This window comes from Streptococcus sp. X13SY08 (assembly GCF_001182825.2).
Taxonomy (GTDB): Bacteria; Bacillota; Bacilli; order Lactobacillales; family Streptococcaceae; genus Streptococcus.
In genome coordinates, this window is record NZ_LFYO02000002.1 from 668,578 (window position 1) to 682,429 (window position 13,852).

Consider the following 13,852-nt stretch of genomic DNA (forward strand, 5'->3'; position numbering starts at 1 on the left):
TGGTCTTATAATCGAAAAACAGATTCATGAGAAACAAAATAACTTTCTCGCAGAATATTAGATTACTTCTTCATCATATTTTTTAAAATAGGATAGAGAATAGGTACCGAGATGACGGTCACAAGGGCTGAGCCAAAGGTTCCTGTAATTTTAGCAATCGCCGCAACAAATGATGAAGCTACATCAAGATTAACCACCAGCACACCTGTCAAAGTATACTTGAAAAGATTAAGAATAATTTTAGTAACGGCAGCGATTATTCCTGCTGAAGAACCAAGCAGACGACGAGAGATTCTAAAATGGTAATCCAAACCACTGAAGCATAGCCTGTCAGTAAATCAAACATTCCTAAACCAATCGCTGCTGCAAGGGCCCCTCGCTTGGAACCAAAAAGCAAAACGCCAACTACAACCAGAGCATTTCCAAAGTGAATAAACTGAGCGCCAACTGGAATCCGCAAAGCATAGACACTAATAAAAATCAGAGTGGCAAAGAGGCTGGTCTCGACAAGTGTACGGAGGGATTTGTTTTTCATAAATATTCTTCTTTCTATTTTCTTTCATTTAAGGCTTGAATATCAAGAGCGAGTTGACCAAGATGAGGTTCAAAAAAGACTCCCCATTTTCGGTCTCTATCTATTTCTATGGTGGAAGCTAGAGCTTGGTCTAAAAATCTAAGGAAGACTGGAAAGGCATCCCGCAACTCAATATTCTCTACAAAAGCCACTGCGATTAAAGTTGATAGGATGTCTCCTGTTCCAAAAAAATGTCCTACTTTCCGAGAAGTCATGATGTAATGTGGTTGCTGATGATCCTCTCTAGCATCTAAATAGGCAAGGCCAATCCGATCCTTCTCAAAAGAAATTCCTGTTAGAATAATCTTTTTGGCTCCTAATGTTGCTAGTTCATGAAGTAATTTTGCCACATCTTTCTCTTCGTATGTGCCCCCCAGATATGCTTGATCTGTTAAAAGCGCTGCTTCCGTCAAATTGGGTATCAGAACATCCGCTGATTGAGCTAGGTGACGCATTTGTAGGACATAGTCTTGGGTAAATCCAGAATACAAACGCCCATGATTCCCCATTACAGGATCTAACACAATAGGAACTTGGTTTTTTCTGGCAAAATCCTCTAGCTGAGTTAGCTGCTTCTTGCTACGACAATAGCCAATCAATATACCATCCAGCTCAAGCTCTAGGCTCTGCCATTGTCCTAAAAACGGTGCCATAAGCTCGGTCTGATCAACAATATGAGGCTGAGAAAATCCACCTGTATGTGAGGATAGGAGAACCGTGGGCAGAATAGCTGTTTCAATCTGGCAGGCACTCAGTATGGGAAGACTGGCCGCCAAGGCAACTTTTCCAATACCAGGAAGATCATTGGCGACTATGATACGCTTGGCCATAAGATTCCTTTCCAGTTTTCTTTTTATTGTAATGGAAATCGTTTTGCGGTACAATAGAGGAAATTCATATCTGTACGGGGACAGCTTATGGCGATTTATCAGACAATTGTAAAAGACATTACTAAAGGAATTGATAATGGACAATTCAAACGAGGGCAAAAACTGCCTTCCATCCGTAAATTAAGTGAGACCTATCATTGTAGTAAAGATACGGTTCAAAAAGCCATGTTGGAGCTGAAATACCTCCATAAAATCTATGCTATAGAAAAAAGCGGCTACTACATTTTGGAAGATAAGGATTTTCAGGAGCAGGAAGCTCAGCTCAATCCAGACGATTTTGCTCTTCTTCCTTATCAGGATTTTCGGACTTGCCTCAATGAAAGTTTAGTTGGGCGAGAAAATTACCTCTTCAACTACTACCATCAACAGGAAGGTTTAGAAGAATTAATCGTCTCCTTACAGCACTTGCTAGTGGATTATGATGTCTACGCAAAAAAAGAACAGCTTGTCATCACCTCTGGTAGTCAACAGGCACTCCATATTCTAACCCAGCTCTGCCATTCTCAAAAAAACGCCAAGATTCTCCTTGAAGATCCAACCTACGATCGTATGCAGGCACTCTTGGATAAGCAGGATTTACCCTATGAAACGATTGAACGCGATTTCTCAGGAATAGACTTGAAAAAACTGGAAAATTACTTTGCAACTGGAAATTTCCGCTTCTTTTACACCATTCCACGACTCCATAATCCATTAGGATCCTCTTATACTTTAGAGCAAAAAAAAGAAATTGTTCGCTTGGCAGAACAATATCAAGTCTATATCATCGAGGATGATTATTTAGCAGATTTTGATAGCACAAGGCAAGTTCCGCTACATTATTTGGATACTGATGCGTTCTGCCTCATGATTTAGTTGCAGATTTTCTGCGTTTCAAGTCTCTGATTGACTATGACACCAATCTTATCATGCAAAAGGCGCTATCTCTTTACATTGACAATGGCATGTTTGCTCGCAATACAGGGCAATTGCGCAGCCAATTTTTGACCAAACAAAAAGCGCTACAAGAGCGCTTAGATAAATTGAAGTTACCATTTGTTACGATTCCCTTGGATGATCATATCATCCTCCAATGGCCTAGCACGCAAGTACACCCTACTCTTAAACGACTCCCTTTCATCAAAAAATTGATAGAGGGCGGCGGAAAATTTTATCTTGAAATCGCAGAAACTGCCCAACTCGAACAGCAATTAAAAGCATTACTAAAATGAATTTAAAGAGTAAAAGAGCCTGAAATCAGGCTTTTTCTGATACATAAACAGTCAGGTGAGATGGCAAAATCTTGTAGAAATCGTGGCTTCCTTGAAGGTCAGGCATCCAACATTATCATTAGACGCGGAAACACCGCTGACTAGACTAGGAAGTGCTTGGAGAGATTGCAGCATAGTACCATCTTTTAAGTAAATGAGGTGCAAGAGTCCATCATCCACCTTTGCGTCAGGTAAGAGTGTCTCAAACCAACCAATAGAATTGGTCAAACCAACCAAAATAGTAGATGAAGTTAAGTTTTTTTCCTGTCCATCAATGGTAAGTGTAAAATCATGGCTAGTAGATTGCATCATATTTTTAAAGCCAGACATAAAGTAAGCTAACTTCCCAAACTTAGTTTTTTCTTCCACAGAAACACCATTGATAGCTTCCGGAATGATACCGATGGCTACCACGTTCATGAAATAGTGGTCGTTGATTTTTCCGATATCAAGTGGCTTGGTTTTTGATACATCAAATGCCTCAATGGCGTCTGCAGGATTAAGAGGGATTTTTAAAGTACGCGCCAGATCGTTGACCGTTCCCAATGGGAAAAAACCAAAGTTCGGACGATAGTCTTCCTCTGCTAGACCTGAAATTCCTTCATTCACTGTCCCATCGCCTCCCATCACAATGACGGTATCTAGGCCATCCCGAGCAGCTTGGCGTGCAAAATCACGAGCGTCGCCACCCTTTTTAGTCTCTTTGACTTGAACCTTGTCAAAAAATTGCTCCAATTTAGCAAGGGCTTGCTCCTTAAATTCTTTTGCCTTTTCGCCCCTTGCACTTGGATTCACAACTAATAATGCTTCCTTCATATTCCACCTGCTTTCTTCTAAAAATAGTATAGCACACATTAAAATAGATTAAAAATAAAAGAAAACAAGCCTTGCAGACTTGTTAGATATAATTGCAATGTCCAATTGGAATACTGACTGACCTGCGGTCTTCCCAGCTCCAACTAGAGACAATCTATTTGTAGACTGTGCACTGATGTAGAAAAGCCATTCAACTTTTTCTAATCCTCACTAGAAAAGCACCCTAATTCTGTACGCAGTAGCTGTCAACAAATTATCGCTTGATTTTTTTGGAGAGCCTTGTGAGTAAGACAATAGGCAAAGAAAGTCAAGAATAAAACTAGGCAAGGAGCTGAAGATAGAACTGAAGTTCATCGAAGCGACTTAACGCTGTTTTAACTTGATTTTCAAAGCTTGCGGAGAGGTAGAAACACTCCGTGTTTCCTCATCCGCCACTAGAAAAGGTCCCTCGGACCTTTTCTACATCTTCTCTTCTAACGCCACATCAGGATATTTATCAGCGAACCAGCGGAGGGCGAAGTCATTTTCAAAGAGGAAGACAGGCTGATCAAAGCGGTCTTTGGCCAGAATGTTACGACTTGAAGACATGCGCTCGTCTAAGTCTTCTGGCTTAATCCAGCGAACAGTCTTTTTACCCATTGGCGTCATCGCTACCTCGGCATTGTACTCGCCTTCCATGCGGTGTTTGAAAACTTCAAACTGAAGCTGACCAACGGCACCAAGCATATACTCGCCCGTTTGGTAATTTTTATAGAGCTGAATAGCTCCTTCTTGTACCAATTGTTCAATTCCTTTGTGGAAGGATTTTTGCTTCATGACATTCTTAGCAGAAACCTTCATGAAAATCTCTGGTGTAAAGGTTGGCAATGGTTCAAATTCAAATTTATTTTTACCTACCGTTAGAGTGTCACCAACTTGGTAAGTTCCTGTATCGTAAACCCCGATAATATCACCAGCAACTGCATTCTCCACATTTTCACGCGATTCTGCCATAAACTGTGTCACGTTGGATAACTTAGCTCCTTTTCCTGTACGAGGTAGATTAACAGACATACCACGTTCAAATTCACCTGAAACTACGCGTACGAAGGCGATGCGGTCACGGTGTCTAGGATCCATATTGGCTTGAATTTTGAAAACAAAGCCTGAAAAATCTTTGTTTAATGGGTCAATGATCTCTCCATCTACTGTCTTATGACCATGAGGTTCTGGCGCAAATTCCAAGAAGGTATCTAGGAAGGTTTGCACACCAAAGTTTGTTAAGGCTGAACCGAAGAAGACGGGTGTCAATTCTCCATTAAAAATCGCTTCCTGTGAAAATTCATTCCCTGCTTCTTGCAAGAGTTCGATATCTTCTAAGACTTGTGCATAGAATGGATTGTTTCCAAAAAGTTGATCCCCCTCTTCCAGACTAGCAAAACGTTCTTCACTACGATAGAGCTCCAAGCGCTTATTGTGCAGATCATAAAGACCTTCAAAAGATTTTCCCATCCCAATTGGCCAGTTCATAGGATAGCTAGCAATACCCAACACTTCTTCCAATTCTTCCAACAAATCCAAGGGTTCACGTCCATCACGATCCAATTTATTGATGAAGGTAAAGACTGGAATATTGCGGTGTTTGACAACTTCAAAAAGTTTTTTCGTTTGCGCCTCAATACCTTTGGCAGAGTCAACAACCATGACCGCAGCATCCACCGCCATCAAGGTACGGTAAGTATCTTCAGAAAAGTCCTCATGTCCAGGTGTGTCAAGAATATTAACACGTTTTCCTGCATAGTCAAACTGCATCACAGATGAGGTGACAGAAATCCCACGTTGCTTCTCAATATCCATCCAGTCGGATTTTGCGAAATTACCAGTTTTCTTCCCTTTTACGGTACCCACCTCGCGAATTTCACCCCCAAAATAGAGCAATTGTTCTGTAATTGTTGTTTTACCAGCATCTGGGTGACTGATGATAGCAAAAGTTCGGCGTTTTTTAATTTCGTCTTGTAATGACATATTCGTTCCTTTTTCTTTGTTTCATAGCAGAGCTAGGTTGTCGTTTTTCTATTTGATTTCTAATGACTATTTACACTGGAATTCCCTCTTTATTAACGCACAGCAAAAAAGAGCTGCACACTTTGCAACTCTCTTATTATACCCAAAAACCTTCCTTTTTTCAATGATACTTCTTGTCAATCACTTTTCTACAGTTATATTTTCTCGCGTGCGCTCGAATAATTGACCAAATAATCCATTAAGGAGGCAAATCACCGTCACCAGAACAAGACTGATCACCAAGTAGTTCAGCCATAGCAGATGACCACTAATCAAGGGCGGATCCATGAGCATGCCATAATTTCCCTTTGTCAAAACATTTGCAAAAATCAAAAATAAATTCAAACCAAATGTCCAACCAGCAATTTGTCTGAGAGTTAAAGCACTTGAATCATAATGTTTTAATAAATAGACCAGGCAATTGACCAATAAAGCATAGTGGCCAATTACATATGAAAAGATAGTAAGATGAGGGAACTGGTAGGCATCCATGACAGGATAAATCAAAGCCATGGTCACACCACCTATCCCTAGCAAGGCTAAATATTGCTTGATTTTTCCAGTCGGTAACAATAGCATAGCAAACATACAAATACGACAATGATAAAGAGGCAAACTCTCTCCCAACGGAAAATGTCCCCAGCTATACCAAGAATAGAGACTAATCAATTGAAGAATCTGAAGAAATTGAAAAAAACGTACAAATCTTTGATTTGAATAGTATTTATAAGAAAAAACGATTAAAATCAGCATCACAGCTAGCAAACTAACATGCCAAAATAAAGTTAACATCGGGGCTTGCTCTTTCTGAATTTGGAAAAAATGATTCATGACTATTCCTTTTCTTTTTCGCTGTTTTCCATTATACCAAAAAATCACTAGAAGTTCCTAGTGATTTTTAAGCTTATTTTTCTAACTCTTCGACAATCTTACTGAGATTCATAGAATTGCTACCTTTGAGCAGGATTTGATCCTTGGGTTGAAGAATGTCTTTGATTTTTTCCAGCATGTGGTCAAACTGGTCCATCTCGTCAGATTTTTGGAAGTGATACACATGCCCGATAGGGAACATTTGACTAGCCAATTGTGCTAGCTCTGCTATGTCTTGCCCATAAAAAATCACTGTGTCAATCAGGTCGGGTGCTAAACTCATGATGATCTGATTATGAAGGGCCACTGAATCTGGTCCCAACTCTTTCATGTCCGCCAAAACGACCTTTTTTTTGCCACCATCATTGGCAGGAATACTAGAAAAAGTCTCCAAGATCAGTTTCATGGCTGTCGGATTGGCATTGTAAACGTCTGATAAAATATCTGCACCATTGCCAGCTTTTTTCCATTCGGTTCGATTTTTGGTCAGTTGTAAATGGCGGAGCGCCGAGAGGATATTGTCCTCTGATACGCCTTCAAGCTTGGCTACATAGGCTGCCACCATAGCATTTGTCGCATTGTATTTTCCAGTCACCGGAAGCTCAATCGTGCCATTTAGGAAATTGGTCTCGAAGATCAAGCGGTCCTTGTATTCCCATAACTCTGACACAGACAGCTCTGCTCTTTCTCCAAAACGTACCACATGACGGTCCATCGGTAAGTAGGGATCTACGATAGGATCACTAGGCACTACTAAAGTGGAACCACTGGTCATCCCGTCCGCAATTTGGAGTTTGCCTTTAGCAATCTTGTCACGACTGCCAAAAAATTCCAAATGAGCTTCACCAATTAAGGTCACAACGGCCAATTTCGGCTTAGCAATCTCGGAAAGAAGATGGATATCTCCCATGTGATCCTGCCCCATTTCCAAGACAATTTTTTCTGTATCATCAGGCATATGGAGGACTGTATGAGGTAGCCCAATTTCATTGTTGTAATTGCCTTGCGTTTTGTAAGCTTTATAAGTCGTTGCTAGGATATCGTGAATCATATCCTTAGTGGTCGTTTTGCCATTTGATCCAGTCACTGCAATGACATCGACTCTTGTTTTTTCTAAATAATAGGCCGCCAAAGTTTGAAAAGCTGTTAAACAGTTGTCTACCAATAGGTGAGGATGTGCTAACATTTCTTTTTCTGAGAAAGTCGCTACTGCTCCATTTTCAAAAGCAACTTCGATAAAATCATGACCATCACGCGCACCTTGAAGGGGTAAGAAGAGATCTCCTTCTCCAATCAAACGCGAATCAAATTCTATCTTTTCAACAGCTACATCCTCAAAAATAGTCACATCATTCTTAGCACCAACCACATTTGCTATTTCATGTAAAGTTAATTTCATTTTTATGATTTTGACGGTTGCTACCGTCATCCTTTCTTTGTCCCGACTGGCTCACAAAAAGGAGCTCACGCTCCTTTATTATATCATATTTTGAAAAGACTAAATCAGATGGCTTTCACGTTTGTCAAACATTTCTTGCGCAAGATGCACCAATTCTTCGATGAGATCTGGATAAGCAAGTCCCATATTTTCCCAAAGAAGAGGATACATAGACCACTGGGTAAACCCCGGCATGGTGTTAAGTTCGTTGAGGAAAATCTCTCCACTTTCCGTTAGGAAGAAATCACAGCGAGACAAGCCACATCCACCGATTGCACGAAAGGCTCTTGCAGCATAATCACGCATTTGGTCCATAATCGCCTTATCAATCTGCGCTGGAATATCAATGGTTATCTTGTTGTCAATATATTTGGCCTGATAGTCATAAAAGGCTACATCCTTTACCACCTCACCTGCTTCTGTCGTTTTGACATCAGCATTTCCAAGGAGTCCAACTTCAATCTCACGCGCCAAGACACCTTGTTCAATAAGGATTCGACTATCATATTTGAGAGCCAAATCAATAGCAGAGCGAAGTTCCACTTCATTTTCTGCTTTACTGATACCGACTGATGAGCCCATGTTGGCTGGTTTGACAAAAATAGGGAAGGATAGCTTTTGAAATGTATCTGCGATAGCTTTTTCCAAATCAGCACCTTCAACATATACAGTATAGGCCACTTGTGGCACACCAGCTGACTCCAAGACATGCTTAGCGGTGATTTTGTCCATGGCAACGCTGGAAGACAAGATATTGGTTCCTACATATGGCATTTTGAGAACTTCTAGGAAGCCTTGGATAGAGCCATCTTCACCCATGGGACCGTGGAGAACTGGAAAAACAACCGCCTGTTCTTCATAAATATCACTTGGTTTGATCGCTTGTGCAGCCACAATCGTGTCATTGGTCATGAGTTTTTCATCTGCAGATGGTTTCTCTGAAAATTCTTGGGTCTTGATAAAGTCGCCCGTTTGTGTGATGAAATAGGTTTTGACAAAAAACTTGTCATAATTGATAGCACGCATGACACTTTCAGCGGATAATACAGATACTTCGCGTTCCGCAGAACGACCGCCATAGAGTAATACTAAGGTTTGTTTAGACATGATTCTCTCTACTTTCATTTCAAAATCTAATTTCTCGGTTACTCTCCATTATAACAATTCGGTCCATTTTTGGCTACTATTTTTCAAAATTGCAACAGAAAAACACCAACTGTCTGGCTGGTGTCTTCAGGAGATTATGAAAATATTTAGGATTGAGTTTAGTATATCTCATTCCAAAAAATATTCCATCGGTCTCAAGTCTGATTTTTAACTGTGACAATTTCATGAAATCAAGTGCAGAGTTTAGCCAAATTCTCATGGGATTTGGCGTTAGCCCATTGAAAGCCTTGCTTCAATAAGCTATAGCTAGCGACGAACTAACTTTAATCGGCGACAGTTTTCAAAAAGAGTCGACCTTACTCATTTTGAAAACTTAGTGCAGAGTTTAGCCAAAGTCCCGTGGGATTTGGCGTTAGCCCATGAGAAACTAAGCCTCCTTGAGCTATAACTCTGTCCGATTTTCAATGGCACGTAACAGGGTCACTTCATCTGCGTATTCGATGTCTGCACCTACTGCTAAACCTCGTGCCAAACGAGTAACCTTGATTCCCGCTGGCTTGAGGACGCGAGAGATATACATGGAGGTTGCTTCGCCGTCTGCTGTTGCATTGGTGGCAATAATTACCTCTGTGACCTCATTATCCATGAGACGCTTCAGTAAGGTTTTGAGATTGATATCATCTGGACCTACTCCATTCATAGGAGAAATGAGCCCATGTAGTACATGATAGAGTCCATGGTATTCTTGAATATTTTCCATTGCGGATACGTCACGGCTGTCCTCCACGACAAGAATCGTAGTTTGATCCCGCGTCTGGTCCTGACAAATCCCACATGGATCCTGATCTGTCAAGTTTCCACAAATGTTGCAATAAGATAGTTCACGTTTAGCTGCCAAAAGATTTTTGGCGAATTCATTGACTACATCATCTTCCATACCAATAGTATAAAAGGCTAGACGAGTCGCCGTTTTGATACCAATTCCTGGTAATTTTGAGTAGGATTCAATGAGTTTGGCAATTGGAGTTGGATATAACATATATTTCCTTAATTCATAGGGTAGAGCGAGTCGTAAAGATTGATAATTTCAGTTGTAATTGCCTTACTAGTAGAGGAATTCAAGTCTGTCAAGTCTGGCAAGACAACCGCCACCGCGATTTGTGGATTTTGACTTGGGGCATAGGCAACGATATTGGTATTGACCGCATTCAAAACTTGCCCCGTTGCTGTCGTGACAAAAGTTTCGGCTGTCCCCGTTTTGGCGCTGATTGGAACAGAAGCACCATAAGAGATCGCTCTACCAGTTGTAAAACCACTTGTCCCATTTACAACTTGATAAAATCCTTCTTGCAGCAAATCCATATCTTGGTCTGAAATAGCAACTTGATTTAGTTCTTTTCCAGAAACAACCTCGATTAAATCACCAAGTGAGCCGTCTTCTTTATTGCTATAAATGCCTTGAACTAAGTGTGGGCTGACACGTTTACCACCGTTAGCAACTGTTGCTGCATACTGAGCCATTTGCATCGGTGTGTAGTTATCAAACTGACCGAAGGCGTTGGTAATAAAATTAGAAATAGCATACTCCGACGGCAAATAACCTGTTGACTCAAGCGGCAAATCAATACCCGTTGAAGATCCCAAACCGTATTCACCGAAGGATTTTCGAAGCTCTTCCATAGCAGTATTGACTTGTTCATTCTCACTTAGATACATGCCATAACTATATGGTTGACCCATCATTTTTAATGCAATTTGCACCATATAAGTATTGGATGAATATTGCAAGGCTTGAACAGCTGTGATATCTTGATTCCCATAGGCTGTAAACCAAGAATTAATCGGCGCTCCGCCTGCAAACTGAATTGGCTGATCTGTCAGGACTTGATTCCCAGAAATCACTCCATTTTCCCAGCCAGAAGTAATGGTTGCTGCCTTGACAATAGACCCTGGTACAAAAGTATCCGTCACTGTTCCGAGAGCATTTTCTTTTACTTGATTGATCTCAACATCATGCTTATAGCCAGCCATTGCTAAAACATCGCCAGTTTTAGGTTTGAGCACAACCGCATAGACACCAGCGGAATAACGGGCACTACCTGTCGCTAATTCGCTATCAAAATGACGCTTGAGAATATTATTGACTCCATCTTGGAATTGAAGATCAATGGTCAACTTAATATTGTCGCCCTTTTGACCTTCTTGTACGGTTTCAATTTTTTCCACTTGTCCATTTCGGTCCAGCACGATTTCTTTCTTCTCGTGTCGACCTTGGAGAACATCTTCGTATTGCTTTTCTAAATAAGCAGTTCCCACACGGTCATTGAGGGCATAACCTTTTTCCAAATATTCCTTGGCATCTTCTTGTGGCAAACCAGCTTGCTCTGTTGTCACTGTTCCGATGACGGAAGCTAGCGAAGTCGGCAAAACGACCCGATTCCAATTGGCTGTGGTAGAAACACCGGGAAGATTCTTTTCATCGGCAGCAATCTTAGCGATTTGTTCTGCCGTCAAGGGCTGGGTCACCAAATGGACCGTTTCAAAATAACCCGCTGCATTCATTTGAGTGAAGAGCTCAACAATTTTTTCTTCATCTGCTGAAAAAGTGATTTGCTCTGGCGTCAAGCTGGCTACGGCGTTGGCATAAATCGTTGCTTCTGGTAAAAAATTGCCGTCCGCATCAAAATGCTTGTCTTTTGGCAATTTTGCCACAACATCACGATAAGTCTGACTATCTGCCAAATAGTAATCTGCCTTGTCCCGCTCGGAAACAGATACATCATTTACCGTTACAAATTGAATAAGTTCCTGCGCTGTTTGCTTAATCTGTTGAGCCGTCATAGTATTGGATCGAGTGAAAGCAGCCACCTGCTCTACCTGATTATCCACCAAGGTAATACCTTTTGCATCGTAAATCTGCCCACGAACAGAACTGCTCGTAATCGTTTTTTGACTCGCAGTTGTCAATTTATCGCTATAAAATTTCTGATTCACAATTTGCATATATGCCAGACGCGCAATAAGAACTGAAAACAGAAAAATTACGAGACCAAACAGAACATACAAACGACGCGGAATCATGCTCTCTTTTCGTGTTTTCATACTATTTTCTTTCTTTGTCACTTTACTACCTCATTCTGGAAAAATTCCTTTCTATTATATCACAGAAAAGAACGACAAGGTTCTTTGGACTGTGATCATTTTTATTTTTTAGGATAATGGCAGCCTATTTTTGTCCAAGATTTTTTTGTTTGTGACGTCCGACCACAAGATATTGACTTCTTCTTAAAAAATCGCTAAACTTTTGTTAACCAAAAAAATAGAAAAGGATAACAAAATGAATTCTTCATCTACGCGATCTATTGCCTATGCTGCTATTGGGGCCGCTCTCATCGCTGCCCTCTCTCAAATCAGTATCCCACTAGGACCAGTTCCTTTTACTCTACAAACACTTGCTATCGGGCTGATTGCAACGCTTTATTATCCTAAAGAAGCTGTTGCTAGCGTCGCACTTTATTTAACACTAGGTGCCATTGGTCTTCCTGTATTTGCTGGAGGAAGTGGCGGTTTTCAAGCACTCTTTGGTGCGACAGGTGGCTTTTTGTGGGCATTTCTGATTTACGCACTGGTGACAGCAAACCTCACATACCTAGACAGCTCTATCATTCGTATCTTTCTGGCAAATTGCCTCGGAGTAGCGCTTGTACTCTTGGGTGGCGCTGCATATTTCAAATTTTTCAATGGGGCTAGTTGGACAGACACACTCGCTTGGACGGTTATTCCCTTTATTTTAACCGGAATTCTGAAGATTGTAGTGGTTATTCTCATCGCCAAAGCTCTTCAGCCCGCACTAAAGAAAGAAGCCTACTTTATGTAAGCTTCTTTCTTTATTTGGAAAATGCATCAACTAAAACTTGAAATTCCTCGTTGGAAAGCGTAATGCCTTTCCCCATCTTAGTGTGGTCAGGACTCCAAGTACGGATGTCGTATTTTGCTGGTGCCCCATTAAAGGAAACGCGATTGAGCTCCTTGGTCCAGCCTTTATCATTTTCAGATAGAACCAAAAGTTTTTCTTCAATTTCAAATGTAAAATCTGCCATATTGGAATCATTTCACATGTCATAACCGATATAAGACATGTGTCCTTTCTTTACTACTCTATTACATATTCGAAAAAATATTGTCTTTTTTCAAAAATTTGGTAAGATTATTGTATCAGGGATGAAAGGATTTTACCATGAAAAAGTTTTTGGAAGTCTTGGTTGGGCATGTCAATCATTTTGTTGGAAATACAGCATCACCATTAGCACCTATCACTATCAATGCCCAAGAAGAGCAAGCAATCAACCACATCAATACCATCCAATTAGCCCTCTACAAGGGAGCTGCTGTCCATGTTATTTATGGCAATAAGAGTTTCACGGGTGACATTGTTAAATTTGATGAAAAACGTAGACGCTTGGTCTTGAAGAATTTCTCAAAAAATATGGGAAGCATCATCCAAATTGACGATATCAAACGCATTCGTATGGTGCCTGATACCATTCGCAACTCACAAAAGTTTTCAAAATAATCTTAGTGAATCTCCAATTTTGGAGATTTTTTCTTTTTATTTTTTTATAAATAGTACAATATACTTTTATTTTTGTATAATTCAAACGACTAAATCAATCTATTTTAATGATTATGCAACACGCTCCATTTTATGCATAATAATATTTATTTTCAACCTTGTTTTCATCAGTTGATTGTGCTAGAATATCGTCAAAAACGTTTACAAACGCTGTAAAAAGGAGGTTCTCATGAAAAAGTTTACAGTAGCACAAAAGACACTTTTAAAAGGAGTGTCCACTTCTTGTTTATT

The 13,852-nt window shown here is 40.4% G+C and carries 14 protein-coding genes and 1 pseudogene; 5 read left to right on the plus strand and 10 right to left on the minus strand.

Going from position 1 to position 13,852, the window contains the following annotated elements:
- Nucleotides 1-62: 62 nt before the first annotated feature.
- Nucleotides 63-535, minus strand: a pseudogene (locus tag AEX56_RS04015) (ECF transporter S component).
- 14 nt (nt 536-549) lie between these two features.
- A complete protein-coding gene (locus AEX56_RS04020; protein ID WP_049617985.1) occupies nt 550-1,404 on the minus strand; it encodes a pyridoxamine kinase in 855 nt (284 codons plus the stop codon).
- Nucleotides 1,405-1,491: 87 nt separating this feature from the next.
- On the opposite strand from AEX56_RS04020, the gene AEX56_RS04025 reads away from it, so the two are divergent.
- Nucleotides 1,492-2,319, plus strand: coding sequence for an aminotransferase-like domain-containing protein (locus tag AEX56_RS04025; protein WP_053093919.1), 828 nt, complete (start codon nt 1,492-1,494; stop codon nt 2,317-2,319).
- A 53-nt stretch (nt 2,320-2,372) separates the two neighbouring features.
- On the plus strand, nt 2,373-2,675 hold the full coding sequence (locus AEX56_RS09520) for a hypothetical protein (protein ID WP_443031010.1): 303 nt from the start codon (nt 2,373-2,375) through the stop codon (nt 2,673-2,675).
- Nucleotides 2,676-2,726: 51 nt separating this feature from the next.
- On the opposite strand, the gene AEX56_RS04035 is transcribed toward AEX56_RS09520, so the two are convergent.
- From AEX56_RS04035 to AEX56_RS04055, 5 genes are all read right to left on the minus strand, one after another.
- Complete coding sequence (locus AEX56_RS04035; RefSeq protein ID WP_053093921.1) at nt 2,727-3,530, minus strand: diacylglycerol/lipid kinase family protein; 804 nt, start codon at nt 3,528-3,530, stop codon at nt 2,727-2,729.
- 459 nt (nt 3,531-3,989) lie between these two features.
- Nucleotides 3,990-5,534: a peptide chain release factor 3 gene (locus AEX56_RS04040; protein WP_049617986.1), complete on the minus strand. Its 1,545-nt coding sequence runs from the start codon at nt 5,532-5,534 to the stop codon at nt 3,990-3,992.
- A 180-nt stretch (nt 5,535-5,714) separates the two neighbouring features.
- The gene (locus tag AEX56_RS04045) at nt 5,715-6,404 is read right to left on the minus strand and encodes a YwaF family protein (protein ID WP_049617987.1); all 690 of its coding nucleotides are present in this window, start codon (nt 6,402-6,404) and stop codon (nt 5,715-5,717) included.
- 73 nt (nt 6,405-6,477) lie between these two features.
- Nucleotides 6,478-7,842: a UDP-N-acetylmuramoyl-tripeptide--D-alanyl-D-alanine ligase gene (locus AEX56_RS04050; protein WP_049618256.1), complete on the minus strand. Its 1,365-nt coding sequence runs from the start codon at nt 7,840-7,842 to the stop codon at nt 6,478-6,480.
- 99 nt (nt 7,843-7,941) lie between these two features.
- Nucleotides 7,942-8,988 carry a D-alanine--D-alanine ligase gene (locus tag AEX56_RS04055; protein ID WP_049618257.1) on the minus strand — a complete coding sequence of 349 codons (1,047 nt, stop codon included), beginning with the start codon at nt 8,986-8,988 and terminating at the stop codon, nt 7,942-7,944.
- A 152-nt stretch (nt 8,989-9,140) separates the two neighbouring features.
- On the opposite strand from AEX56_RS04055, the gene AEX56_RS08560 reads away from it, so the two are divergent.
- Nucleotides 9,141-9,287 carry a hypothetical protein gene (locus AEX56_RS08560; protein ID WP_160315171.1) on the plus strand — a complete coding sequence of 49 codons (147 nt, stop codon included), beginning with the start codon at nt 9,141-9,143 and terminating at the stop codon, nt 9,285-9,287.
- 143 nt (nt 9,288-9,430) lie between these two features.
- On the opposite strand, the gene recR is transcribed toward AEX56_RS08560, so the two are convergent.
- On the minus strand, nt 9,431-10,027 hold the full coding sequence (gene recR / locus AEX56_RS04060; protein ID WP_049617988.1) for a recombination mediator RecR: 597 nt from the start codon (nt 10,025-10,027) through the stop codon (nt 9,431-9,433).
- Between the two features lie 8 nt (nt 10,028-10,035).
- Nucleotides 10,036-12,090 carry a penicillin-binding protein PBP2B gene (gene pbp2b / locus AEX56_RS04065; protein ID WP_049618258.1) on the minus strand — a complete coding sequence of 685 codons (2,055 nt, stop codon included), beginning with the start codon at nt 12,088-12,090 and terminating at the stop codon, nt 10,036-10,038.
- A gap of 235 nt (nt 12,091-12,325) precedes the next feature.
- Here pbp2b and AEX56_RS04070 point away from each other — a divergent pair, with 235 nt between their 5' ends.
- Complete coding sequence (locus AEX56_RS04070) at nt 12,326-12,865, plus strand: biotin transporter BioY (protein ID WP_049617989.1); 540 nt, start codon at nt 12,326-12,328, stop codon at nt 12,863-12,865.
- Between the two features lie 10 nt (nt 12,866-12,875).
- Here the strand turns inward: AEX56_RS04070 and AEX56_RS04075 are convergent, their stop codons facing one another.
- Entirely contained in the window at nt 12,876-13,088 is a 213-nt protein-coding gene (locus tag AEX56_RS04075) for a YdbC family protein (protein WP_049617990.1), read from the minus strand.
- Nucleotides 13,089-13,225: 137 nt separating this feature from the next.
- On the opposite strand from AEX56_RS04075, the gene AEX56_RS04080 reads away from it, so the two are divergent.
- Nucleotides 13,226-13,561: a hypothetical protein gene (locus tag AEX56_RS04080; RefSeq protein WP_049617991.1), complete on the plus strand. Its 336-nt coding sequence runs from the start codon at nt 13,226-13,228 to the stop codon at nt 13,559-13,561.
- Nucleotides 13,562-13,852: the final 291 nt, after the last annotated feature.

What these genes read in the sequence shown, in the direction of transcription:
- AEX56_RS04020 (WP_049617985.1), bottom strand. Translation starts at nt 1,404, where the DNA reads ATGGCCAAGCGTATCATAGTCGCCAATGATCTTCCTGGTATTGGAAAA.
- AEX56_RS04025 (WP_053093919.1), top strand. Translation starts at nt 1,492, where the DNA reads ATGGCGATTTATCAGACAATTGTAAAAGACATTACTAAAGGAATTGAT.
- AEX56_RS09520 (WP_443031010.1), top strand. Translation starts at nt 2,373, where the DNA reads ATGCAAAAGGCGCTATCTCTTTACATTGACAATGGCATGTTTGCTCGC.
- AEX56_RS04035 (WP_053093921.1), bottom strand. Translation starts at nt 3,530, where the DNA reads ATGAAGGAAGCATTATTAGTTGTGAATCCAAGTGCAAGGGGCGAAAAG.
- AEX56_RS04040 (WP_049617986.1), bottom strand. Translation starts at nt 5,534, where the DNA reads ATGTCATTACAAGACGAAATTAAAAAACGCCGAACTTTTGCTATCATC.
- AEX56_RS04045 (WP_049617987.1), bottom strand. Translation starts at nt 6,404, where the DNA reads ATGAATCATTTTTTCCAAATTCAGAAAGAGCAAGCCCCGATGTTAACT.
- AEX56_RS04050 (WP_049618256.1), bottom strand. Translation starts at nt 7,842, where the DNA reads ATGAAATTAACTTTACATGAAATAGCAAATGTGGTTGGTGCTAAGAAT.
- AEX56_RS04055 (WP_049618257.1), bottom strand. Translation starts at nt 8,988, where the DNA reads ATGTCTAAACAAACCTTAGTATTACTCTATGGCGGTCGTTCTGCGGAA.
- recR (WP_049617988.1), bottom strand. Translation starts at nt 10,027, where the DNA reads ATGTTATATCCAACTCCAATTGCCAAACTCATTGAATCCTACTCAAAA.
- pbp2b (WP_049618258.1), bottom strand. Translation starts at nt 12,090, where the DNA reads ATGAAAACACGAAAAGAGAGCATGATTCCGCGTCGTTTGTATGTTCTG.
- AEX56_RS04070 (WP_049617989.1), top strand. Translation starts at nt 12,326, where the DNA reads ATGAATTCTTCATCTACGCGATCTATTGCCTATGCTGCTATTGGGGCC.
- AEX56_RS04075 (WP_049617990.1), bottom strand. Translation starts at nt 13,088, where the DNA reads ATGGCAGATTTTACATTTGAAATTGAAGAAAAACTTTTGGTTCTATCT.
- AEX56_RS04080 (WP_049617991.1), top strand. Translation starts at nt 13,226, where the DNA reads ATGAAAAAGTTTTTGGAAGTCTTGGTTGGGCATGTCAATCATTTTGTT.